We start from the raw sequence: 21,853 nt of genomic DNA, 5'->3' as shown, positions 1-21,853 counted from the left end.
TCCATGGTGTGGAGACTCCGGCGCCTTCCCGTGTCCGTTCGGTTCCTTCAATGTCGCCCAGTGCCTGTCCAGTGTCCGTCGGTCGCCACCGGGGCTCCACACGGCCTGCCGGGGAAGGAGGGCCATGACGACAGCAGCGCCCGCGCCGCCCGTGGGGACGGTGCTCATCGTCAGCGCCTCGATGGGAGCGGGCCACGACGCCGTGGCCGCGGAGCTGGCCCGCCGTCTGGCCGCCATCGGCGCGCGTGCCGAGACCGTGGACGTGCTCGCCCTGCTGCCGCTGCGGCTGGGCGCGCTGATGCGGTGGTGGTACCGCGGGGTGATGCTGCGGGCGCCGTGGCTGTACGCGCTGGTCTACCGCGTCTTCTTCGTCTCGCGCCGGGCCCCCTCCACCTCGCCGCTGACGGTGGTGGCCGCTGCCGGGCTGGCCCGGGTGGTGCGCCGTCTGCGGCCCTCGGTGGTCGTGCCCGTCTTCCACGTGGCCGCGCAGGCCGCCGGGCACTTGCGGGCGCGGGGGCGGCTCGCGGTGCCGAGCGTGGTCGTGCTGACCGACTTCGCCGTGCACCGCCTGTGGCTGCACCCCGGCAACGACCGCTACCTGTGCCCGGACGCGGCCACCGCCCTCGCCGTGACGGCCGCCGTCGGCCGCCCGGCCTTCCGGTGCGCCCCGATCGTCCGCCCCGGGTTCGCGGCGCCGGGGGCCGGGGTGCCGGGGCCCGGGGCGCCCGGGGTCCGGGCCGGCGCGGCGGACGTCCGGGCCCGGATCGGCCTGCGCGACGGCGATCGGATCGTGCTCGTCTGCGCGGGATCCTGGGGAGTCGGCCGGGTCGCGGAGACCGCCCGGACCCTGGCCCGTTCCGGCCGGTACGCACCCGTCGTGCTGTGCGGGCGCAACGAACGGCTGCGCCGCCGGCTCGGCCGTCTGCTCGGCGGCGCCGGGGCGGGCGCCGCCCTCGGCTGGCGGGACGACCTGGCGGGCCTGCTCGCCTCGGCGTACGCGCTGGTCGACAACGCCGCCGGACTGACCTGCAGGGAGGCGTTCGCGGCGGGGGTGCCTGTCGTCACCTACCGGCCCATCGCGGGTCACGGCGGGGACGGGGTGCTCGCGATGGCGCGTGCCGGGGTGAGCGTCCACGCGCGCCGCCGCGCGGACCTGCTCAGGGCGCTCGACCGGCTCGAACCCGGCCTGCCCGGGCGGGCCGCGCTCACCGCGCGGGCGGCCGCCCTGTTCACCACGGCGCCGGCCGAGTCCCTTCTTCTCCCGGGCCTTCCGCTCCCGGGTGACGCCGTGCCCCGGCCATGCGCGCCTGCTCCCTGATCGGCGCGGATCTCGACAGCAGCACGCTGCCGTACAGGATGAGGGCCATGCCCGACAGCTCGGGCAGCACCCACGGGCCGGTGCGGATGTCCTCACCGAACATCGCCACGCCGTACGCGGTGCTGGCCACGGGGTCGGTCACGGTCAGCGCGGGCTGCACGGCGACGAGCGGACCGCTGTGCAGGGCGTTCTGCAACAGGAACAGGCTGCACAGGCCGGCGGCCACCATGGCGTACAGCGACCAGGAGCCGGCGAGCGTCCGCACGCCCGCCGGCAGGTCCTCCACCGTGCGCTTCATCAGGACGGCTGTGTAGGCGAATCCGAGACCCGCGGCGGCCCCGAGCAGCACCGCCCGGGCGGGCCCGTCGGCGGCGATCGCGGCGGCGACGCAGCCGGCGAGGAGCCCGGCGGTCACGCCCGCCGAGATCACCCAGGTCAGCAGGCCGGGCAGCCGGTCGCCCGGGGTGGGTGACGCCGCCGCGAGAAACCCGGCCAGGCCCGCCGTCAGCGCGCCGATGGCCAGCCACGTCTGAGGGGTGACGCGAACCCGGAACATCCAGCCCGCCACGAGCATCGTGATCGGCAGTTCCGCGACCAGCAGGGGCTGGACGAGCGCGAGCCCTCCGGAGGTCAGGGCGGCGGCCTGCAGCAGGAAGCCGGCGATGAGCGCGGCGATGCCGCCCAGCCATGCGGGCCGGCGGACGAGGTCCCAGATCAGGCCGGCCCGGAACGCCTCGTCGGCCGGGGCGCTGCGGGCGGCCCGGCGCTGCAGCACGGAAGCGACGGCGTTGGCCGCCGCCGCGAGCACCGCCAGGACAACAGCGATCATGACCCAGCGCCCCGTCTCCGGCCTCTCTTCGCGGGCTCTCTCGCTCGAGGCCCTACCGCTAACCTCCCCTGCGACGCCCGCCGCATGTCGCCTTAGACGCTGCGAAACGTATTTATCTCTCTATTTCCGAATTAGCACGCAATTATTAATCAGATTCGAGAATGCCGGGAGTTTGGGGGGTATGGCCGTCGGCACAAACGCACGCAGCAGGAAAGGCGGAACCAGACATGGTAGGACCCACCGGCCTCGAGCGTCATCCCGACGTCGCCGAACTGCGCCAGACCTACGACCGGGCGGGCTCGACGGCCCCCGCCCAGGTATTGGAAGGGCTGGCCTTCCTGGCCGGGCTCTATCTGGCCCTCTCGCCGTGGATCGTCGGGTTCTTCGGATTCCGGGGCATGACCGTCAACAATCTGATCACCGGTCTCGTGATCAGCGCCCTCGCTCTCGGGCTCGCGTCCGCCTTCGGCCGCACCCACGGAGTGGGGTGGCTGCTCCCGCTGCTCGCCGTCTGGGCGATCATCTCGCCCTTTGTGCTGCGCGCGGGACGTGAGGCCACGGCGACGACCATCTGGAACAACGTGGCCATCGGCGTCGTGACCTTTGTGCTGGGAGCCGCCGCGCTGGCGATGGCGATGGCGTTCCGCCGGCACGAGCGGGGCGAGCGCAGCGCGCGCAGGCTCGGCAACTGGTGACGGAACCGGTGCCCGGCCCGCCATGAGGCGGGCCGGGCACCGCTCGCTTCACCCGCCGCACGTCCTTGGCCGGAACGCGGACGATCAGCCGCCTTGGGGGCTCCCCTGCCCGAGGGCGGTCGGAGCCCGGCCGGCGTCGCCGGGAAACGCGCGCAGGCGCGCCAGGGAGAAGGCCACAGTGTCGTCGCCCGGCAGGAGCGGCCGCAGTGGCACGTCCAGCCCGGCCTTGTAGCCGACGCCGGGGGTGGGCATGGCGTACAGACCGGGGCCGCCGGGGACGGGTCCGTCGATCAGGCCGGGCACCCGCGCGGACGGCTCGATCCCGGCGTAGTGGACCACCTGTTCGAGGTACGGCCTGAGCGACGCCGTCACGCCCAGAGAGGCGAGCAGCGGGGGAGTGCCCGGCCCCGCGGCGACCACGACCGTGTCTCCGGTCAGCGTGGTGCCGTCGGCCAGCCGGACGGCCGGGCGGAGGGCGGCGGCGTCCACGGCGACCGCCTCGCCCGCGAGCACGCGTCCGCCGTTCGCCCGCAACCGCTCCGCCTGCGCGGCCAGGTAGGCCTCGGCGAGCACCACGCCCGCGTCCGCCTGGAACACCGCGTCGCGGCCGTCGCCCGCCATGCCGGGAAAGAACCGGCCGACGTCGGCCGCCTCCACCTCGGTGAAGGGCAGGTGCGCGGCGTGCAGCGCGGCCGTGAGACGGACCAGCGACTCCCCGTCCCGCCACAGCAGTCCCCGGCGCAGGTGCAGCGTCTCCGCCGTGAGACGCTCCAGCCGCCGCATGGTGTCCCGGGCACGCAGGGACAGCCGGACCTTCAGCGGATCGGGGTCGGCCAGCCGCCACAGCCGCGTCGGTCCGCGGGAGGAGGACAGCGCGTTGCCGATTCCGTGGCGTTCCACGAGCGTGACCCGGTGGCCCCGCGCGGCCAGCTCGGCCGCGGCGGACAGGCCCCAGGCGCCGGCCCCGACTATCGTGCACCGCACGTGATCACTCCGCCCCGTCTTTGCGCTGTGTCTTGGCGCCGTGTCTTTGCGCTGTGTCTCTGCGCTGTGTCTCTGCCGTGGTGCTCGCCCGGCTGTTTGCCGCTGTTCGCCGCGGCTGTTCTCCCGCCGCCGACGAGCATGTCCGTGACACGCGGCGAGCCGCCAGCCTCACTCATCACCCCAAGAGCGGACAATTTTGACAGTGTGTCAATCGGATCACACCGGGACCGGGACGTGAGATCCCCGCCCCGCAGCCCGACGGCTCATCGGAGGGTGACGCTGAGCCGGGCCGAGGCGTCCCTGAGGTAGTCGGCGAACGCGCGCAGGGCGGGATTGGGATTGGTGGGGCGCAGGGCGGCGCCGATCCGCCGGTAGAGCTTGGGCCCCTCCACCTGACACGCCTGGATGCCCGCGGCGCCCTGCACACCGAGGCTCGGCACGAGGGCCACGCCGAGCCCGGCCCGCACCAGGCCGAGCGTCACCTCGTAGTGGTCGCTGCGGCAGCGGATGGTGGGCGTGAACCCCTCCAGGGCACTGGCACGCTCCAGCACCGACACCGGGGTCTCGGTGCCGAACGTGGTGATCCACGGTTCGTCGGCCAGGTCGGTCAGCCGGGCACGGGGCCGGTGCCCCACGGGGTGGCCGAGGGGCATGACGAGGAGCTGCGGCTCGTCGAACAGGTGGACGACCTCGACGCCCTTGGGCGCCTTCCAGGGATCCAGCGCGTGCTCGAACACGACGAGAACGTCCAGCTCGCCGCGTTCCACGTCGGGCAGCAACTCGTGCGGCTGCCCGAGCACCAGATCGAGCTCGACGCCCGGGTGGCGGGCCGTGAAGGACGACAGCGCCATCGGCAGCAGCCGGTAGCCGGCCGAGGCGAAGAACCCGATGCGCAGCTGCCCGGCGTCCGCCCGCGCCTGCGCGAGCAGGTCCTTCTCGGCGGACTCGATAAGGTCGAGCACCTCCTGGGCCCGCCCGGCCAGGCGGCGGCCCGCCGCGGTCAGCCGCAGGCTGTGCGCGGCCCGCTCCACCAGCCCGACCCCCGCCTCCTCCTCCAGCCGGGCGAGCTGGTGGGAGACGGCGGACGGCGACAGCCGCAGGTTCTTGGCGGCTCCGGCGATGCTCCCGGTCCTGAAGACCTCCAGGAGCACCTTGAGGCGGTGACTGCTGAGCATGCCCCCAAGTATCGGCTCCATTCAGCATGGACCGAGCCGGTGGACATTTCATCGCCCCCTCCCTGACGTGCTCCGACGGCACCGCCGTGGGGGCAGAGGGTGTACACCATCGACGGTTTCGCCCGGGAGACGCACACGTTGGAGATCGAGCCGGGACACTTCCTAGAGGACGGTGGCGGCGACGGCGAGGCCCGCCTGCCGGATCGCCTGCACCAGGCCGTGCTCGCGGCCCGCCGGTCCGTGCGCGAGCACGGCGTAGCCCTCCCATCGCGCCCCGGCCATGACGCCCACGTCGGCCCGCGTCCCGGCGTCCGTGCCGGTCTTGTTCGCCACCCACACCCCGGCGGCGTACGGCAGGGCCACCGGCGGGTCGCGGTCCTCGGGCTCGTGCGGGAGCAGCGCGGGCACCAGCGCGCGGTCGGTGTTGTGCGCCATCCAGCCGAGCAGCAGCCGCTGCCACGGCTCTCGGCCGTACGCCAGGGACCGCATGAGCCCGGCCAGCTCGCGTGCCGTGCCGCTCGCGAACGCCGGCGGGTGCTCGGGCAGCCGCGGCTCGCGGATCGTGTCGTGGATCCGGGTCACGGCCAGCCCGAGCGCGGCGGCGGCCGCGTCCACCCGGCCGAGCCCGAGCCGCCGCAGCAACGCGTTCGTCGCGGTGTTGTCGCTGACGGAGGCGGTGAGCAGCGCGAGGTCGCCGATCGTCCAGACGCGGGCCGAAAGATCGGTCAGCAGGCCCGACCCGCTCGCGTAGTCCTCGTCGAGCAGCGTCACCGGCTCGGCCGGGTCCACGACGCCCGCCGCCACGTCCTGGGCGAGCGTCGCGAGCAGCAGCACCTTGCCGGTGCTGGCCAGCGGCAGCACGGCGTCCTCGTTCAGGCCGAGCACCCCGGGCACGCAGACGGCCAGCGTGCCCGGGCAGTCGGCCGCGGCCTCCTCCAGCCGCACCGCCCCCGGCGCACGGGAGTCCGTCCCGCCCACGCCGCCGGTGTCCTTCCCGCTCATGACGTCATCCCTTCCCCAGGCCCTCTCACAGTCCCTCTCACAGGGCCAGCACCGCACCCGGGCGGGCGCCGGTCTCCTCGCCGTCGCGGACCACGACCTCGCCGCCGGCGACGACCGCGTCGATCCCCGAGGGCGGCAGCAGCGGCTCGGTGAACGTCGCCAGGTCGGCCACCGCCGCGGGGTCGAAGACCACCAGGTCGGCGTGCGCGCCGTCGCGGATCACACCGCGGCCGGTCAGCCCGAACCGCGCCGCGGCCATCCCGGTCATCTTGTGCACCGCCTCCTCCAGGCCGAGCAGCCCCAGCTCCCGGACATAGCGGCCGAGCACCCGCGGGAACGTCCCGGCCCATCGCGGATGCGGACGCCCGCCCGGCTTCGGCACGCCGTCCGAGCCGATCATCGCGTACGGCGCGGCCAGCACCCGGCGCACGTCCTCCTCCACCATCGAGTGGCTGATGATCGTCACCTCGCCGGCCTCGGCCACCAGCAGATCGGCGGCCACGTCGAGGGGGTCGGCGCCCGCGGCGGCCGCGAGGTCGGCGATGGTCCTGCCCTCGGTCCGCGGGTGGCGGGGCGCGCACGCCACGGAGATGCGGTCCCAGCCGCCGTTGCCGACCGTGTTCTCCCAGCCGGGCACGCCCTCCGCGATGGCACGGCGCATCCGGTCCCGCTGCCCCGGATCGCCGAGCCGCGCCGTCAGCGCCCCCAGGCCGCCGTCGTTCGCCCAGGGCGGCAGCATGGCGGCCAGCGCCGTGCTGCCCGCCGTGTAGGGGTAGACGTCGCAGGTGACGTCCATGCCCTCGGCGCGCAGCGCGGCGATGCGCGGCAGCGTGCGTTCGGTGCGGCCCCAGGCGTACCGGCCGGCGGTCTTGTGGTGCGAGACGTGCAGCGCCGCGCCACTGCGCCGGGAGATCTCGATCGCCTCCTCCAGCGCCTCCTCCACGCGCGACATCTCGTCGCGCAGGTGGGTGACGTACGGCTTGCCGTGCCGGGCGGCCACCGCCGCCAGCGCCACGACCTCGTCGGTGCCGGCGTACGAACCCGGGGTGTAGATCAGGCCGGTGGACAGCCCGGCCGCCCCCTGCGCCAGCGAGGCGTCGAGCAACGCGCACATCGTGCGCAGCTCGCCGGGCCGGGCGGGCCGGTCCACGGGGCCGAGCACGCCCGCCCGGAGCGTGCCGTGCCCGACGAGCGAGGCCAGGTGGTTGGCCCGGGGCACCCCGGCGTGCGCGGCGGTGAAGCCCGCGAAGTCGGCGTACGCGCCGACGTCGCCGCCGAAGGTGATCCGCGTCTCGGCCCGCATGGCGGGCAGCCGCTCCGGCAGGGCCGGGAACAGGCTGGACCCGCAGTTGCCGCAGATCTCGGTGGTCACGCCCTGCAGCACCGACGCCCGCACCAGCGTGGAGCCGCCGCCGGACGGGCCGAGCAGCGTGACGCCGTCGGAGTGCGTGTGGACGTCGATGAAGCCGGGCGAGACCACGCGTCCGCGCGCGTCGATCACTTCGGCCGTGCCCGTAAGGGGGGCCTCGCCCGGGGCCAGCACGGTCAGCCGCCCGGCGGCGATCCCGACGTCGGCGGGCCTGCCGGGGCGGCCGGTGCCGTCGACCAGCAGACCGTTCCGGACGACCAGGTCGAAGCCGTTCACTGGACCTGCCCGAGGAAGGCGCGCAGCCGCTCGTGGCGGGGCGCCGCGAGCACCTCGCGCGGGTCGCCGCGCTCGACGACGACGCCGTCGTCCATGAACACCAGCTGGTCGCCGACCTCGCGGGCGAAGTTCATCTCGTGGGTGACGACCATCATGGTCATGCCGGTCGCCGCGAGATCCCGCATCACGGCCAGCACCTCCTGCACGAGCTCGGGGTCGAGCGCGCTGGTCGGCTCGTCGAACAGCATGAGGCTGGGCCGCATGGCGAGGCTGCGGGCGATGGCCACCCGCTGCTGCTGGCCGCCGGACAGCTGGGCCGGGTAGTGGTGGGCCCGGTCGGCCAGGCCGACGCGTTCCAGCAGCTCCTGCGCCTGCCGCCTGGCCTGTGCGGCGGGCGTGCCCAGCACGGTGACCGGCCCCTCCATCACGTTCTCGATCGCGGTGCGATGCGGGAACAGGTGGAAGCGCTGGAACACCATGCCGATGCCGCGCCGCTGCCGGGACAGCTCGGCCGGGCGCAGCGCGTGCAGCCGGCCGCCGCGCTCGGCGTAGCCCATCAGCTCGCCGTTCACCCAGATCCGGCCCGAGTCGATCGTCTCCAGGCGGTTGACGCAGCGCAGCAGGGTCGACTTGCCCGACCCCGACGGGCCCACGACGCACACCACCTCGCCCGCGGGGACGTCGAGGTCGATGCCCTTGAGCACCTCCAGCGAGCCGAAGCGCTTGCGGACCGCGCGGATGCGCACCATCGGCTGGTCCTGCGCGTTCACCGCGACTCCTTCGACGACGGGGACTCCTTCGACGGCAGGGGCTCCTTCGACTGGGACTCCTCGGGCGACCGGGACTCCTTGGACGGCAGCGGCGGGGACAGGTTGCGGCGGACCCGGGAGGACAGCCGCACATGGCCGCGCTCGAACCGTTTCTCGACGAAGTGCTGGCCGACGCTCGCGATGGTGGTGAGCACGACGTACCAGATCGAGGCGACCACGAGCATCGCGATGACCTCGAAGTTGCCGAGGTAGATGCGCTGCGCCACGGTCAGCAGCTCGGCCCCGGCGATCACCGAGACCATCGAGGTGGTCTTCAGCATCGAGATGAACTGGTTGCCGGTCGGCGGGATGATCACCCGCATGGCCTGCGGCAGCACCACGCGGCGCAGGACCTGCCGGTGCGACATGCCGAGCGACTCGGCCGCCTCCCGCTGGCCCGGGTCGACCGAGCGGATGCCCGCACGGACGATCTCCGCCATGTACGCGCCCTCGTTGATCGCCAGGCCGAGCAGCGCGGCGGTGAACGGCGTGATGACGGCGTTCGCCTGCCACTCGATCAGCTTGGGCCCGCCGAACGGCACGCCGATCGCGAAGGTGGGGAAGACCAGCCCGATGTTGAACCAGAAGATGAGCTGCACCAGCAGCGGCGTGCCGCGGAAGAACCACGTGTAGAGCGCGGAGGTGCCGCGCAGCATGGGGTTGTCCGACAGCTGCATGACGGCGGCCAGCACGCCCAGCGCCAGGCCGATGGCCATGGACAGCACGGTGAGCTGGATCGTCACCCACAGGCCGCCGAGGATCCTGCCGTCGCCCAGGTAGGCGACGATCACGTCCCAGTGCAGGTTCTCGTTGACGATGACCGTGTAGGCCAGCCAGACGAGGAAGAGGAGGGCGACGGCCGCCCCCAGCCACCTGCCGGGCCGTACGGGGCGCACGGCCTCGATCGGCAGCTCGGCGCCGGCCGCCTGCTCCCGGGTCACTTCCACGGCTGGGTGTTGACCAGCACGCCGTCGACGGCGTTGGCCGTCACGCCGTACTTGTCGAGCACGGCCGTGTAGCCGCCGTCGGCCTGGAGCTCCTCCATCGCCTTGGCGACCGCGTCACGCAGCGCCGTCTTGCGCTTGTCGACGGCGATGCCCCACGGCCCGGCGTCGTACTGGTCGGGCAGCACGTCGTACTTGCCGGTGTCCTTGGCGTACATGACGGCGACGGGGTAGTCGACGATCGTCGCGGCGGCGCGCCCGGAGTCGATCGAGAGCAGGCCGGTGGGCGCGTCCTCACTCTGCATGATCTTCATTTTGGTGGCGCACTTCTCGTTCTGCTTCTCGCCGATGGCGAGGTTGGAGCTGCCCTTGGCCAGCACCACCGTGCGGCCGCACAGGTCCTCGAGGTTCTTGATCCCGTCGGGGTTGCCCTTCTTCACCATGATGGCGCCGCCGGCGTTGAAGTAGTCGACGAAGTCGACCGCCGCGCGCCGCTCCTCGGTGTCGCTCATCGAGGACATCACCAAGTCCCAGCGCCCGCCCTGAAGGCCGGGGATGAGCCCGTCGAAGGCCGCGTTGGTGATCGAGAACTTCAGGCCGAGCTTGGCCGCGATGGCCGCGCCGAGGTCGGGGTCGACGCCGGTGAGCTCCTGGGTGCCCTCCTTGTACATCTCCATCGGGGGGTAGCCCTCGGACGTGGCGACCCGCAGCGTGCCCGTCTTGCGCACGTCCTCGGGAACCAGGTCTTTGGCGGTCTTGCCCGTCGTGGCCGCCGCGTTGTCGCCCGCGGCGGCCCCCGACGACGAACGCCCGCAGCCGCCGGCGAGCGCCGACACGACCAGCGCGCCAGCTATGGCCATATATAGGCGCTTTGTCATGGAACCTCCTGTTTTGCGAACGATTGAGCTTATGCTGACGACAGGAGGTAACGGCTGTAACAATCGTGAACGCTTGCGGTCCTGAGCATCGAAGTCTTCGACGCTCCGCCCGGTGGTGTCCTTCCTCGTGACGCGGCGACCGGGAACGGCGCCACACCCAGCCGACTGCAAGTGACCCACAAGTTGCGATCGTTACGTTCCGCACATGAGGAAAAGATCGTCTGCTCTGGCCGCCCTGTCCGCCGTCGCCATGCTGGCCGTTCCCGTCGCCGCCCCGGCCGCGGCGGCGCCGGCCGGGGCCTCGCCGGTCGCCGCGGCCCCGCAGGCCCGCGGGACCGCGGCCCTCTCCTTCCGCGGCATGAACCTGAGGATCCCGTCCGCCTGGAAGGTGCGCCGCTACGCGGACACGGTCAGGGTGATCACCGGTGCGTGCGCCGATCCCGAGTACTTCTACGGCGACTGCAAGGGCTTCTGGCTGGTCGGCCCCAAGACACTGGGCTATTGGGGATACACCGGCAAGACCCAGTACATCCCCACGCTCGCGCAGCCTTCGTGTCCCTTCGGCGGGCTCACCCCCGTGGTGTTCGCGGACAGGGCCGGTTCGAAGGGGCTACGGCAGGCCGGGCGGGGGCACACGGCCAAGTACACGGCCTGGCGCGACTACTGCGAGCCGCAGGGCAGTTCCGGGCGCAAGGTGAGGTTCACGCAGCGGGAGTGGTTCCTGCCGACCTCGAAGATCCTGGTGGCGGACCTGTGGGACCACAAGGAACTGTCCGGCCTGCTCAAGAACGCCACCTGGAGCTGACCGGGAACGCCTGCCCGCCCGCTCCGCCGCAGGGATCGGGAGCCGGCCGGCGCGGCGCTTGCCCCGGCTCTCAGCCGCCCAGCCCGTGGGCCGGGCGGGACGCGGACGCCGCGGGCCGTACGACCGCGACCCGGGCACGCTGGACGTTCGGTTTGCCCGCCGGACGCGCCACGGCGGTCCAGCACACCGCGCCCACGGCGAGAGCCGCCACCAGCGTGAGCCACCCCAGGGCCCGCCCCGCGCGCAGGCCGTACCCGCAGGCGAGCCAGTACAGCGACAGGAGCATCCGGGCCCGGCCGCGCGGGCTGCCCAGCCGCCGCATCTCCATCGCGCCGAACGCGAAGTCGTCCGCCACGCGCGCGTCGTCGACGCCCGGCCGCAACCGCTCGTACAGGACCGCCAGGCGCGCCGGATCGGACGCCCGATCCCCGGCAGGACCGGCGGAAGGCCCGTCCACCCCCTGCGCCGGCCATCCCCGCCACAGGTGCTCGTCGGCGATGACGCGGCGGCGGCTCCACCACCGGACGGGCGGCCAGCCCAGGCGCAGCCCGAGCCCGCCAGGGGGCGCGGCGAACAGGCACTCCCGCAGGCGCAGGCCCTCGGGACGGCGCAGCCCGCCGAGGCCGCACGCGCGCAGGTCGGCCCCGGTCAGCGTGAGCGCGCCCGCGTCGAGGCCGTCGAGCGAGGTCACCCGCAGCCGGCCCGCGCGCCGCGCGACGGCCGCGGGCCCGGCGAGCGTCGCGTCCCGCAGGTCGACCTCGGCGTCCGACAGCCGCGCGGCGAGCCGGCCGAGGACGGCCGCCGAGCGCAGCACCACCCGGCACCCGCCGGTGTCGAGGTGCAGCGGCGCGCAGGCCCGTACGCCCGCCAGCGACAGACGCCGCACGATCCGCATCGGGCCGAGGTAGGCCGCCCCCTCGAAGCGGGCGTGCTGGAACTCGGCGCTCGCTGCGCAATCCGAGCCGCGGAAGGAGACGGCCCGGTGGAACCGGGCGCCGCGGAAGCAGGCGTCTCCATGGAAGGCGGCCCCGTCGAACACGGCGAACCCGTGGAACTGCGCGTGCTGGAACGACGCGTTCCCCGCCTGCCGGAACGTCGCGTTCCCCGTCTGTTGGAACGTCGCGTTCCCCGTCTGTTGGAACGACGCGTTCCCTGCTTCCTGGAACGACGTGTTCCCCGCGCTCGGGAACGACGCTCGCGGAAACTGCGCGTCCCGGGACGGCTCGGTCGCGGTTTCCCCGGCCGGCGGGGCGCCGAACGGCCCCGCCCCGAACCGTGTCTCCCCGAACCGCGCCTCACCGAACAGGGCGTCGCCGCGCACCGTGACGTGGTCGAACGTGGCGTGACCGCACACCCGCGCGTCATGCAGGGACAACTCCCGCAGGAACCGCGCATCCCGGAAGGAGACGTTGCGGAGGAACCGGGCGCCGTAGAACGAGGCGAGACGGTCGAACCTGGCGTGGCCGAAGGTCGCGTCGCCGGCGAAGACGACCTCGCCGAAGCGGGCCGGGCCGGTGAAGACCGCCCGGTCGAACCTCGCCCTGCCCAGGCGGCCCTCAACGCCGTCGAGGACCCGCGCGAGCAGGTCCTCAGGCAGGAGGGTGCCGCGCAGGTCGAGAGCCTGGCCGGGCGTCAGGCTCCGCAGCACCTCGGCCGTCTCGGCCGGGGTGAGGTGCGCCAGGCACCTGCCGTACGGCTCCTGGGCGACGCCCAGGCACTCGGGCATGGCGTCGCACGTTCTCCAGACCACGTCGAGCGGAGCGATCCGCGACCGGGGTGTCATGGCAACGTCATACCCGATGTCCCGTCTCGGGACATTAAAGCGTGATGGATAGGTAACAGTGTGTGTCCGCCGCGTGATCGACGCCGTGCCCGCGGGCGGCCGTTTGCCCTGGACGGGCAGGGGTACCCGACGTGCATGTCTGAGCAGCCGAACTCCACACCGCCACCGCAGACGCAGCCGTACCCGGGCCGGACGGGCGAGATGACGCCCGAGCCCAGGGACGAGATGCGCGACTACGCCGGACGCGACCTGCTGGCCGGCAAGCGCGCCCTCGTCACCGGCGGCGACTCCGGCATCGGGCGGGCCGTCGCCGTGGCGTTCGCCAAGGAGGGGGCGGACGTCGCGATCGCGTACCTGACCGAGCACGAGGACGCCGAGCACACCAGGAAGCTCGTGGAGCAGGAGGGCCGCCGCTGCGTGACCATCCCCGGCGACCTCGCCGATCCCCGGCACTGCGAGGAGGTCGTGGAACGCACGGTCCGCGAGCTCGGCGGCATCGACGTGCTCGTGAACAACGTGGCCACGCAGACCCCCGTGCAGTCGTTGGAAGAGCTGCCGGACGAGCAGTGGGAGCACACCTTCGCGGTCAACATCCACAGCTACTTCCGGGTGACCAAGGCCGCGCTGCGGCACATGCCGGAGGGCGGCTCGATCGTGAACACCTCGTCGATCAACGGGCTGCGCGGCAACAAGACCCTGATCGACTACTCCGCGACCAAGGGTGCGATCAACGCGTTCACCTACTCGATGGCCCAGGTGCTGGTCGAACGGGGGATCCGGATCAACGCCGTGGCCCCCGGACCGGTCTGGACGCCGCTCATCCCGTCGACGTTCCCGGAGGAGAAGGTGGACAAGTTCGGTCAGCAGGTGCCGATGGGCCGGCCTGCCGACCCGGACGAGATCGCACCGTCGTACGTGTTCTTCGCCGCCAACCGGCTGTCGTCGTACTACACGGGCGAGGTCCTCGCCCCGATCGGCGGCGAGACGCTGCCCGGGTGACGGCGCCGGTGGAGCCGAAGGGCCGCCCGCGGAAGACCCGGGCGGCCCTTCGGCGTGGTTCACCCGTTCTCGTTCAGGCGGCGGCTCTGGTCCTGCAGCTCGTCGATCAGCCGGGAGGCCTCGGCCTTGCTGAGTCCCTCCGGCACGTCCCGCCCGGCCTCCCTGGCCAGCGTGCGCAGGTAGGACTCCTGCGGCGCGGTCATCGGCTCGTCCCCGGTCGCCCACTCCTCGGGGTCCTTCTCCACAGGTCCTCGGTCCATGACTCCTCCATTGTCGAACTGCCGTTCGCTCTACCCGTCGTCGTGGTCCGTAACCGGATCACCGTGCGGCGGGATGGCGCAGGTAGCGGGCGCGGGTGAGCTCGGACTCGGCGGGCTCCGCCCGTCGCCGCAGCATCCGCGCGGCGAGCACGCCGCCCGTGGCGCATCCCGCGGCCAGCGCCGCCGCCGCGGCGAACATCGAGCCGGTCCGGGTCGACGGAGGCTCGGGCCGTACGGCGCGGGCCCGCCAGGCGCGCAGCCACATCGCTTCGGCCGCCGCGTCGAGAAGATAGGTGGGCCGGATGCGGCCCGTGGGCACGTAGACCAGATCGACGGCGAGCAGCGTCGCCGCCGTGGCCATGCCCAGACGGCGTGCCTGGTCGGCGCCGCCGGGGCTGGACGCGCCGCGGATCTGCGTCCACCCGATACCCACGAGGAGCCCGGCGACCGTGCGTTCCAGCCATCGGTCGGTCTTCGCGCCGAACACTTTCTCGAAGCTCGGCAGGTGCAGGAGCGGCCACAGTCCGCCCGCCATGTTGAAGAGCCCGTGGGCGCGGGCCAGGGCCGCTGCGCCCCTGTCGTCCTGGGTGGTCATAGGCCGACGATGCCCGGCCGAAAAACGGACAAACCGCGCTCGGTTCGGTGCGCGGGCCGGGGGTAGGCGCACATGGAGCAGCAGCGGGAGGACACCATGCCGGGAAATTTCAAGATCCGGCCGCTCGGGGGAGCGGCGGGCTGCCTCATGATGATCGTCATCTCGGTCGTCGCGTCGATCCTGCTCACGATCCTGGCCAACGTCCTGCTTCGCTGACCGGCCCGGCGCACCCTGGATCGTGATTGCGTCAGCCGAAAACGGGATTCCGGTCGGCTCAAATGATATATAGCGCGCCAATAATGCGGAATTGTCCATGAACCACGAATTCGCGCGCTGACAGATAGAACAATTCGCCTATATCATCGCCGACCGTGGCTGAAAGCGATCTTTCGAGCCCGTCCCTTGTCGATGATCTCTACTTTGTCCTGCACGACAATGCGACGGGTCATCCGTTGCTTCATTCCCGGCTCACCGGGCTGGTGCTGGCGAGCGGGGTCCTCGGAGAACTCATGATCGCCGAGCGCGTGGCGCTCGACGTCGCCGCGACCCCCGAACGCCTCTACGCGACGGTCCAGGAGGCCGGAGGCGACCCGCTCACCCGCGCGGTGCTCAGTCACGTCATCGCCGAGCCATACCACCCGGTCGGCACGTGGCTCCTCTTCTTCGCCCGCACGATCTACGCCGACGTCACCGCCAGGATGATCGCCGCGAAGCTGCTGAAGCCTCCGGTCAGGCACCTGCTGAAGCATCAGCCCGCGGCGCCGGCGGACGTGAACACCGCCGCATGGCCGCTCGCCCGCCTGAACCTCGCCGTGCAGCGGCGCAGGCCGCCGGTGACCCGGGATTGCCTCCTCCTGGGGCTCCTGGCCGCGGCCGGCTGCGCCCAGCGGGTCCTGTCCGAGCACGATCCCCCGTTCGTGGCCGCCGCGACCGCCATGCTCCCCCTACCGCTGCAGAGACTCATCGCCCAAACCAAGGTCGCCGTCGGCGAGGCCGTCATCAGCCGCCGGTGACCCCACCCCCCTAACACGGAGTTCCAGGTGTCCCTCACACAGCAACGGCCCAGCGCCGTCACCGCCGCACTGGCCGAGGACCGGCTCGGCGTACCGTCCATCGTGTTCTTCGTCATCTCCGCGGCGGCGCCCCTGATGGTCGTCGCGGGGTCGGTCCCGACGGCGTACACGGTGACGGGCGTCATCGGCGTCCCGTTCGCGTTCCTGCTGCTGGGCGCCGTCTTCGCGCTCTTCGCCGTCGGATACGTGACGATGGCCAGGCACGTGGTCAACGCGGGCGCCTTCTACGCCTACGCCGCGCAGGGTCTCGGCCGCACCCAGGGAGTCGCGACCGCATGGGTGGCTCTGCTGGCGTACAACGCGCTGCAACTCGGCCTCTACGGAATCATCGGATCGGCGGCCGAGCCGCTGCTCACCGACTGGTTCGGCGGCTCGCCCCCGTGGTGGGTGATCGCGCTCGTGGCCTGGGCGCTGACCGGCGTGCTCGGCCTGCTGCGCGTGGAGGTCAACGGCAAGATCCTGTCCATCCTGCTGATCAGTGAGATCGCCATCGTGCTGCTGTTCGATTTCGGCGACGTGACGCACGCCGCCGCGGGCGGTCTCAGCTTCGAGGGCTTCACCCCCGGCGCGCTGTTCGTGCCCGGCGTGGGCGCGGCGCTCGCCACCGTCGTCGCGGGGTTCGCCGGTATCGAGTCGTCGGTGGTCTTCGCCGAGGAGTCCAAGGACCGCCACAGGACGGTGCCCATCGCCACCTACCTGGGCATCGCGATCATCGCCGTGCTGTACTCGTTCTCCGCCTGGGCGCAGACGGTGCCGACCGGGCCGGACGGGATCGTCAAGGCCGCCTCGGAGCAGGGGACCGAGCTCATCTTCAACCAGGCCGCCGCCCACCTGGGCTCCGCCGTCTCGACCATCGGCTCGGTGCTGTTCGTGACCAGCAGCGTCGCCTGTATGATCGCCTTCCACAACACCACGGCCCGCTACATCTTCGCTCTGGGCCGGGAGAACGTCCTGCCCTCGGTCTTCGGCCGCACCTCGGCCCGCACCGCCGCTCCGATCGCCGGGTCTCTGCTGCAGACGGTGCTCGGGCTGATCGTGATCACCGTGTACGCGGTCTCCGGCCTCGACCCGGTCACCAAGATGTTCTTCATCTTCGGCACCTTCGGCGGTCTCGGGCTGCTGACCCTGCTCACCGTCACCTCGATCTCGGTGATCGTGTTCTTCTCCCGTGACCCCCGGGGGGAGACGACCTGGCGCACCCGCGTCGCCCCGGCCCTGGCGATCCTGGCGCTCTGCGTGATCATCGGTCTCACCCTCGTCAACTTCGACACGGTCCTCGGGGTCGAGCCCGACTCGATCCTCCGCTGGGTCCTGCCCGGGATCTTCGTCGTGGCGATCGTCTTCGGCCTCGTCTGGGGCCGGGTGCTGAGGTCGACCCGGCCGGAGGTGTACGCCAACATCGGCCTGGGCGCGCGGGCCGTCGGCGGGGGCGTCAAGTGACCGCCGAGATCACCCGGCTGGCGGACGCGGACGCGGCCGGCGGCCTCATCGCCGACACCTTCCACACCGACGAGATCACCAGATGGCTCATCCCGCGGATGGACGACCGCCTGCCGATGCAGCGGCGGTTCTTCACCATGTGGGCCGGGCACGCGCTGGAACACGGCGACGTCTACGGCATCCACGAGTCGGGCGAACTGGCCGGTGTAGCGGTCTGGTTCGCCGCGCCGTTCCCCGAGATCCCCGGTGAGCAGGAGGCGATCGCGTCCTTCGCGGGGGAGAACGCCGGACGTTACCGTCTCCTCGGGGAGCTGATGGACAAGCTGCACCCGCACGAGCCGCACCACTACCTGGCGTTCATCGCACTCAAGCGGGGGAGGACCGGCCGCGGCCTGGGCAGCCTGCTGCTGGAGGAACACCACCGCAGGTGCGACGCCGAAGGTATCGCGGCCTATCTGGAGGCCAGCAGCCAGGCGAGCCGGCGGCTCTATCTCCGCCACGGCTACGCCGACATGCCCGAACTGGTGCGGCTGCCCGATGGTCCGGTCATGTACCCCATGTGGCGCGAGCCCCGCTCGTCCGCGCAGCCCGGATAACCGCACAGCCCGCGAACCACCGAGGCCGGAAGACGGGCGGCGGCAGATCGCTCAGCCCGACCGCTCAGCCGCCGCCCGTCTCCTCGGCCCGGGTGGACACGTACGCCCCCTGCCCTTCGACCACGTACACAAGACCTTCGCCGCTGAGCACCTCGACGGCGCGGCGAACTTCGTCGGGCGCGAAACCGTGCTCCCGCACGAGGCGCTCCTCGGGCGGCAGAGGACGGTCGGGCTCGATCCGGCCGCGCACGATCTCCTCGCGCAGCATCGCCGCGAGCCGCCGGTACGCGGGGACCGGCTCGTCGGAATCGCTGGTGACGGCCACGCCCCCCCACTGCCCGTCCCCGCCCGTTCCAATCCTCGGCCTCCGCCCCGGCTTGTCGTTCCCCACCGCCCCGTGACCGGCGGCCGCGATCCGGTTGCCGTGATCGGCCGGATCGGTGGCGTCGTCGGCGATCGCGCGAAGCCGGGCCCTGTCTCGGCGCGCGGAGCGGCTCCCCGGGCACCGGCCGGCAGTACCCGCTCCGGCGGTCTCCCCAGGCGGCTCACTCGCGGGCGGGCTCGGCGTGGCGGCCGGCCGAGGGTTCCGGCCGGGGCGAGCGCAGCGCCGGAGCGGCGAGGGCCACGAACAACGCGAGCACGGCGGGCACCAGCAGCGCGTGCGGAAGGGAGACGGCCTCGGCCAGGCCGCCGATGAGAACGGGACCGGTGAGGAAGCCGGTGTAGCCGAGACTCGCCACGGCGGCCAGCGCGCGACCCGACTGGGCGGGGTCGCGATGCCCGGCGGCCGAGAACACCTGGGGAACGATGCACGACAGGCCCGCGCCGAACAGCCCGAAGCCAACGACCCCGGCGACGGGGTGACCGACGAGGATCCCTGCCGCGAGGCCCACCCCGGCCAGCCCCCCGCAGCAGCGGACCAGCGTGACCGGCCCCAGCCGGGCGGCGAGGCGGTCCCCGGCGAACCGGCCGGCCGTCATCATGATCGAGAACGCCGCGTACGCGGCCGCGGCGAAGCCGGCGGAGGAGCCCAGGTTGTCGCGCAGGTAGACGGAACTCCAGTCGGCCGAGGCGCCTTCTCCGATCATGCAGCAGAAGCCGAGGACGCCGAGGAACAGCACGGCGCTGTTGACGCGCCACCGCCGTGCCGGGCCGGTCGCGGGGGACGCGACCTGCGCCGCCTCTCGCGCCGGGTCGTCCCGGACGGCCCAGCGGGCGCTCAGCAGGGCGATGAGCAGGATCACCGCACCCATCGCCGCGAAGGTCGCCCCCGGGCTCACCCCGGCGTGCGCGAACAGTCCGCCGGCGGACGCCCCCGCGAACCCGCCCACGCTGAACACCGCGTGGAAGGACGACATGATCGGCCGGCCGTAGGCCCGCTCGACGACGACGGCGTTGGCGTTCATGGCCACGTCGAGGGTGCCGTGCACCGCGCCGAACGCGAACAGGGACAGCGCCAGCGCCGGCAGGTTGGGCATGTAGGCGGGAATCACCAGGACGAGGCCCTGGACGATGGCCATCGGCAGCATGGTCCGGTAACTGCCGTGACGGTCCACCAGCCGGCCGACGACCTGCATGCCGGTGATGGCGCCGGCCGCGATGCCGAGCAGGCCGAGGCTGAGCGCGCCGTCGCTCAGTCCCAGGCCGGCCTTGATGGCGGGAATCCGGCTGGTCCACGTGCCGATGGCCATGCCCGACAGCAGGAACAGTCCGTAGACGGCCACACGTGCGCGCAGGAGCACGGGGCGGGCGGGGGCGGACAGAGCCATGGGGTGCTCCTCGAGTGCCGAGCGATTCGTACTGGAAGGTTCGTCTGTGCCCCGGCGTGGAAGTGCCTGCGGCGGCCGGTGTGGAGGTGGCCGGGGCCGGGCAGCCAGTGCCAAGCGGCTGGTGTGGAGGCGGCGGCTGTGCGAACGATCAGGGAAGGTGTTCGCACCGCACCGCCCCCGAGGAGCGTCGGGTCGACTGACCGTGCGGTTGCGAACCCGGTGCGACGCCGGCCACGGCCACGGACGGCTTCGGCGTGACGCCGCACACGCGGGGGAGAGGCGGTGCTCAGGTGACGGGGACCGACGCGGGGGCGGAGGCGGGCACGGTGCGGACGGTGACTCCGGCGGCGGCGAGGGCGTCGTGCTGGTCTCGGGGGATGCCCTCGTCCGTGACGACCACGTCGAGCCGGTCGAGCCCGCAGACCGCACCGAACGCCGTCCGGGCGAACTTGCCCGAGTCGCACGCGACGACGACGCGGCGGGCCGAGGCGATCGCGGCCTGCTTGATGGCCACCTCGGGCAGGTCGTGGGCGGTCAGGCCGTGCTCGGCCGACAGGCCGCAGCAGCCGATCACCGCGGTGTCGAACCGGAGGGCCTTGATCGAGGTCTCGGTGAGCGGGCCCATGAAGTTCATCTCCCCGTGCCGCACCTCTCCTCCCGGCAGGACGAGGCGGATGCGGGGTGCGGCCGCCAGTTCCTGGGCCGCCTGCAGCGCCAGCGGCAGGACGGTCAGGCGTCGCTCGCGTACGGCCCGGGCGACTTCGAGCGCGGTCGTGCCGCCGTCGAGCAGCACGGCCTCGCCGTCGGCCAGCAGCGCGGCGACCTCGGCGCCGATGTGGCGCTTGGCGTCGATCGCCTCCCGCTCGCGCACCCCGAAGGGCGGCTCCTCGCCGCGCAGCAGCAGGCTCAGGGCGCCGCCGCGTACCCGCCGGACCACCCCCTGCTGGGCGAGTTCGTCGAGGTCGCGCCGGATGGTCATCTCCGACACGCCGTACGCCAGCGCCAGCTCCGCCACGGAGACGCTGTCGGCGGTGCGCAGCGCGTTCATGATGGCCCGGATCCGATCGGCACTTTCCATGTGTGCATTTGAACACAGGTCATGTGCGAAAGCAAATAAATCTACTTTGTAAAGGTGGCAGACTGGTCGCATGCGCGCGAGCCGGTTGCTGTCCCTGCTGCTCCTGCTGCAGACCCGCGGCAGGATGACCGCCACGGAGATCGCCGAAGAACTCGAAGTCTCGGTCAGGACCGTCTATCGCGACGTCGAGGCCCTGTCGGCCGCCGGGGTGCCCGTTTACGCCGACCGTGGCCCGCTGGGCGGCTACCGGCTGCTCGACGGCTACCGTACCCGCCTGAACGGGCTCACCGTGGAGGAGGCGTCCTCCCTGTTCCTGGCCGGGCTGCCGGGCCCGGCAGCCGAGCTCGGGCTCGCCGACTTCGCCGCGGCGGCGGAGCTGAAGCTGCTGGCCGCGCTGCCGCCCGAACCGCGGTCCCACGCGGCCAGGATGCGGGAGAGATTCCACCTCGACGTGCCTGGCTGGTATCGCGGCGCCGACGAGGCGCCGTTCCTCACGGAGGTCGCGGAGGCGGTGTGGGAGGAGCGGGCGCTCCGGCTGCGCTACCGCCGGTGGGGGCCGGCGGAGGTGGAACGGCTGGTGCATCCCTACGGCCTGGTGTTGAAGGGCGGTTCCTGGTATCTCGCCGCCGCCTGCTCGGGCACGGTGCGGACCTACCGGGTGGGCCGCATCCTGGAGGCCGAGGTGCTGCCCGAGCGCTTCGAACGGCCGGCGGACTTCGACCTCGCCGAGTTCTGGCGCGGCTTCGCCGCGGAGTTCGCCTCACGCATGTACACGGCAGAGGCGGTGATACGGCTCGCGCCGGGGGCGGAGGACCTGCTCCGGTACACCCTTGGGGGAGACGTCGTCGACAAGGCGCTGGCCGGCGGGCAGCCGGAGTCCGGCGGCTGGACCCGGCTCACGCTGCCGATCGAGTCACTCACGCACGCGCGGTGGTTGTTCCTGCGCATGGGCGCTCTCGTCGAGGTGCTGGAGCCGGCCGACCTCCGCGCGCTGATGGCCGAGGCCGTCGCCGACCTGTCCCGCGTGTACGGCGCGGCGCCGGACGGCGGCGTCTCGCCGGTGCGGATGCCGCCCGCCCCCGATCCGGCAAATCCGCCGTGACCCGCCGGCCGGCACCGCCCGCGTCCTGTTGTCACTCCTGGACGGCCGCACCGCCGGGGCCGGGGTCTGGTGGG

Annotated in this window: 23 protein-coding genes; 9 read left to right on the top strand and 14 right to left on the bottom strand. The window is 72.7% G+C overall.

Annotated elements, in window-relative coordinates:
- Positions 1-124: 124 nt before the first annotated feature.
- Positions 125-1,318 carry a hypothetical protein gene (locus tag AB0O28_RS09605; RefSeq protein WP_363638155.1) on the top strand — a complete coding sequence of 398 codons (1,194 nt, stop codon included), beginning with the start codon at positions 125-127 and terminating at the stop codon, positions 1,316-1,318.
- Here AB0O28_RS09605 and AB0O28_RS09600 read toward each other — a convergent pair.
- The gene (locus AB0O28_RS09600) at positions 1,230-2,147 is read right to left on the bottom strand and encodes a DMT family transporter (protein ID WP_363638153.1); all 918 of its coding nucleotides are present in this window, start codon (positions 2,145-2,147) and stop codon (positions 1,230-1,232) included. The genes AB0O28_RS09605 and AB0O28_RS09600 overlap by 89 nt on opposite strands.
- Positions 2,148-2,374: 227 nt before the next feature.
- Between AB0O28_RS09600 and AB0O28_RS09595 the strand changes: the two genes are divergently transcribed.
- Positions 2,375-2,842: an SPW repeat protein gene (locus tag AB0O28_RS09595; RefSeq protein WP_363638151.1), complete on the top strand. Its 468-nt coding sequence runs from the start codon at positions 2,375-2,377 to the stop codon at positions 2,840-2,842.
- 84 nt (positions 2,843-2,926) lie between these two features.
- Here the strand turns inward: AB0O28_RS09595 and AB0O28_RS09590 are convergent, their stop codons facing one another.
- From AB0O28_RS09590 to AB0O28_RS09560, 7 genes are all read right to left on the bottom strand, one after another.
- Positions 2,927-3,826 carry an FAD-dependent oxidoreductase gene (locus AB0O28_RS09590; protein WP_363638149.1) on the bottom strand — a complete coding sequence of 300 codons (900 nt, stop codon included), beginning with the start codon at positions 3,824-3,826 and terminating at the stop codon, positions 2,927-2,929.
- Between the two features lie 263 nt (positions 3,827-4,089).
- Positions 4,090-5,001 carry a LysR family transcriptional regulator gene (locus tag AB0O28_RS09585; RefSeq protein ID WP_363638147.1) on the bottom strand — a complete coding sequence of 304 codons (912 nt, stop codon included), beginning with the start codon at positions 4,999-5,001 and terminating at the stop codon, positions 4,090-4,092.
- Positions 5,002-5,163: 162 nt separating this feature from the next.
- Positions 5,164-6,003 carry a serine hydrolase gene (locus tag AB0O28_RS09580; RefSeq protein WP_363638145.1) on the bottom strand — a complete coding sequence of 280 codons (840 nt, stop codon included), beginning with the start codon at positions 6,001-6,003 and terminating at the stop codon, positions 5,164-5,166.
- A 37-nt stretch (positions 6,004-6,040) separates the two neighbouring features.
- Positions 6,041-7,648, bottom strand: a complete 1,608-nt coding sequence (locus AB0O28_RS09575; RefSeq protein ID WP_363638143.1) for a D-aminoacylase — start codon at positions 7,646-7,648, stop codon at positions 6,041-6,043.
- Entirely contained in the window at positions 7,645-8,397 is a 753-nt protein-coding gene (locus AB0O28_RS09570) for an amino acid ABC transporter ATP-binding protein (RefSeq protein WP_363638406.1), read from the bottom strand. Before AB0O28_RS09570 ends, AB0O28_RS09575 begins: the two co-directional genes overlap by 4 nt.
- A 17-nt stretch (positions 8,398-8,414) precedes the next feature.
- A complete protein-coding gene (locus AB0O28_RS09565; RefSeq protein WP_363638141.1) occupies positions 8,415-9,404 on the bottom strand; it encodes an amino acid ABC transporter permease in 990 nt (329 codons plus the stop codon).
- Positions 9,395-10,279, bottom strand: a complete 885-nt coding sequence (locus tag AB0O28_RS09560) for an ABC transporter substrate-binding protein (RefSeq protein WP_363638139.1) — start codon at positions 10,277-10,279, stop codon at positions 9,395-9,397. Before AB0O28_RS09560 ends, AB0O28_RS09565 begins: the two co-directional genes overlap by 10 nt.
- 205 nt (positions 10,280-10,484) lie before the next feature.
- On the opposite strand from AB0O28_RS09560, the gene AB0O28_RS09555 reads away from it, so the two are divergent.
- Positions 10,485-11,084 (top strand): hypothetical protein, encoded by a 600-nt coding sequence (locus AB0O28_RS09555; RefSeq protein WP_363638137.1) that lies wholly within the window; start codon positions 10,485-10,487, stop codon positions 11,082-11,084.
- Positions 11,085-11,154: 70 nt separating this feature from the next.
- Here the strand turns inward: AB0O28_RS09555 and AB0O28_RS09550 are convergent, their stop codons facing one another.
- On the bottom strand, positions 11,155-12,867 hold the full coding sequence (locus AB0O28_RS09550) for a pentapeptide repeat-containing protein (RefSeq protein ID WP_363638135.1): 1,713 nt from the start codon (positions 12,865-12,867) through the stop codon (positions 11,155-11,157).
- 135 nt (positions 12,868-13,002) lie between these two features.
- On the opposite strand from AB0O28_RS09550, the gene AB0O28_RS09545 reads away from it, so the two are divergent.
- A complete protein-coding gene (locus AB0O28_RS09545; protein ID WP_363638133.1) occupies positions 13,003-13,866 on the top strand; it encodes an SDR family oxidoreductase in 864 nt (287 codons plus the stop codon).
- 59 nt (positions 13,867-13,925) lie between these two features.
- On the opposite strand, the gene AB0O28_RS09540 is transcribed toward AB0O28_RS09545, so the two are convergent.
- Positions 13,926-14,126: a DUF3072 domain-containing protein gene (locus AB0O28_RS09540; protein ID WP_363638131.1), complete on the bottom strand. Its 201-nt coding sequence runs from the start codon at positions 14,124-14,126 to the stop codon at positions 13,926-13,928.
- 58 nt (positions 14,127-14,184) lie between these two features.
- On the bottom strand, positions 14,185-14,721 hold the full coding sequence (locus tag AB0O28_RS09535; RefSeq protein WP_363638129.1) for a hypothetical protein: 537 nt from the start codon (positions 14,719-14,721) through the stop codon (positions 14,185-14,187).
- Positions 14,722-14,793: 72 nt separating this feature from the next.
- Between AB0O28_RS09535 and AB0O28_RS09530 the strand changes: the two genes are divergently transcribed.
- From AB0O28_RS09530 to AB0O28_RS09515, 4 genes are all read left to right on the top strand, one after another.
- Entirely contained in the window at positions 14,794-14,937 is a 144-nt protein-coding gene (locus tag AB0O28_RS09530; protein WP_363638127.1) for a hypothetical protein, read from the top strand.
- Positions 14,938-15,092: 155 nt separating this feature from the next.
- Positions 15,093-15,734, top strand: coding sequence for a GPP34 family phosphoprotein (locus AB0O28_RS09525; RefSeq protein ID WP_363638125.1), 642 nt, complete (start codon positions 15,093-15,095; stop codon positions 15,732-15,734).
- A 27-nt stretch (positions 15,735-15,761) separates the two neighbouring features.
- On the top strand, positions 15,762-17,234 hold the full coding sequence (locus tag AB0O28_RS09520) for an APC family permease (RefSeq protein WP_363638123.1): 1,473 nt from the start codon (positions 15,762-15,764) through the stop codon (positions 17,232-17,234).
- The gene (locus tag AB0O28_RS09515; protein WP_363638121.1) at positions 17,231-17,830 is read left to right on the top strand and encodes a GNAT family N-acetyltransferase; all 600 of its coding nucleotides are present in this window, start codon (positions 17,231-17,233) and stop codon (positions 17,828-17,830) included. Before AB0O28_RS09520 ends, AB0O28_RS09515 begins: the two co-directional genes overlap by 4 nt.
- Positions 17,831-17,894: 64 nt before the next feature.
- Here the strand turns inward: AB0O28_RS09515 and AB0O28_RS09510 are convergent, their stop codons facing one another.
- The 3 genes from AB0O28_RS09510 to AB0O28_RS09500 all read right to left on the bottom strand — a co-directional run bounded on the left by AB0O28_RS09510 (position 17,895) and on the right by AB0O28_RS09500 (position 20,677).
- Positions 17,895-18,155: a GntR family transcriptional regulator gene (locus AB0O28_RS09510; RefSeq protein ID WP_363638119.1), complete on the bottom strand. Its 261-nt coding sequence runs from the start codon at positions 18,153-18,155 to the stop codon at positions 17,895-17,897.
- Between the two features lie 220 nt (positions 18,156-18,375).
- A complete protein-coding gene (locus tag AB0O28_RS09505; RefSeq protein ID WP_363638117.1) occupies positions 18,376-19,713 on the bottom strand; it encodes an MFS transporter in 1,338 nt (445 codons plus the stop codon).
- Between the two features lie 172 nt (positions 19,714-19,885).
- The gene (locus AB0O28_RS09500; protein ID WP_363638115.1) at positions 19,886-20,677 is read right to left on the bottom strand and encodes a DeoR/GlpR family DNA-binding transcription regulator; all 792 of its coding nucleotides are present in this window, start codon (positions 20,675-20,677) and stop codon (positions 19,886-19,888) included.
- Positions 20,678-20,747: 70 nt separating this feature from the next.
- Between AB0O28_RS09500 and AB0O28_RS09495 the strand changes: the two genes are divergently transcribed.
- Complete coding sequence (locus tag AB0O28_RS09495) at positions 20,748-21,779, top strand: transcriptional regulator (RefSeq protein WP_363638113.1); 1,032 nt, start codon at positions 20,748-20,750, stop codon at positions 21,777-21,779.
- The last annotated feature ends 74 nt before the right edge of the window (positions 21,780-21,853 follow it).

It is taken from the genome of Microbispora sp. NPDC088329 (assembly GCF_040685655.1).
GTDB lineage: Bacteria > Actinomycetota > Actinomycetes > Streptosporangiales > Streptosporangiaceae > Microbispora.
The sequence above is the reverse complement of the archived record's forward strand: the minus strand, read 5'-3'. Positions and strand labels throughout refer to the sequence as shown.

Coding starts and splice junctions, on each gene's coding strand:
- AB0O28_RS09605 (WP_363638155.1), top strand. CDS start 125: ATGACGACAGCAGCGCCCGCGCCGCCCGTGGGGACGGTGCTCATCGTC.
- AB0O28_RS09530 (WP_363638127.1), top strand. CDS start 14,794: ATGGAGCAGCAGCGGGAGGACACCATGCCGGGAAATTTCAAGATCCGG.
- AB0O28_RS09500 (WP_363638115.1), bottom strand. CDS start 20,677: ATGGAAAGTGCCGATCGGATCCGGGCCATCATGAACGCGCTGCGCACC.
- AB0O28_RS09600 (WP_363638153.1), bottom strand. CDS start 2,147: ATGATCGCTGTTGTCCTGGCGGTGCTCGCGGCGGCGGCCAACGCCGTC.
- AB0O28_RS09595 (WP_363638151.1), top strand. CDS start 2,375: ATGGTAGGACCCACCGGCCTCGAGCGTCATCCCGACGTCGCCGAACTG.
- AB0O28_RS09570 (WP_363638406.1), bottom strand. CDS start 8,397: ATGGTGCGCATCCGCGCGGTCCGCAAGCGCTTCGGCTCGCTGGAGGTG.
- AB0O28_RS09550 (WP_363638135.1), bottom strand. CDS start 12,867: ATGACACCCCGGTCGCGGATCGCTCCGCTCGACGTGGTCTGGAGAACG.
- AB0O28_RS09585 (WP_363638147.1), bottom strand. CDS start 5,001: ATGCTCAGCAGTCACCGCCTCAAGGTGCTCCTGGAGGTCTTCAGGACC.
- AB0O28_RS09545 (WP_363638133.1), top strand. CDS start 13,003: ATGTCTGAGCAGCCGAACTCCACACCGCCACCGCAGACGCAGCCGTAC.
- AB0O28_RS09555 (WP_363638137.1), top strand. CDS start 10,485: ATGAGGAAAAGATCGTCTGCTCTGGCCGCCCTGTCCGCCGTCGCCATG.
- AB0O28_RS09540 (WP_363638131.1), bottom strand. CDS start 14,126: ATGGACCGAGGACCTGTGGAGAAGGACCCCGAGGAGTGGGCGACCGGG.
- AB0O28_RS09560 (WP_363638139.1), bottom strand. CDS start 10,279: ATGACAAAGCGCCTATATATGGCCATAGCTGGCGCGCTGGTCGTGTCG.
- AB0O28_RS09535 (WP_363638129.1), bottom strand. CDS start 14,721: ATGACCACCCAGGACGACAGGGGCGCAGCGGCCCTGGCCCGCGCCCAC.
- AB0O28_RS09580 (WP_363638145.1), bottom strand. CDS start 6,003: ATGAGCGGGAAGGACACCGGCGGCGTGGGCGGGACGGACTCCCGTGCG.
- AB0O28_RS09495 (WP_363638113.1), top strand. CDS start 20,748: ATGCGCGCGAGCCGGTTGCTGTCCCTGCTGCTCCTGCTGCAGACCCGC.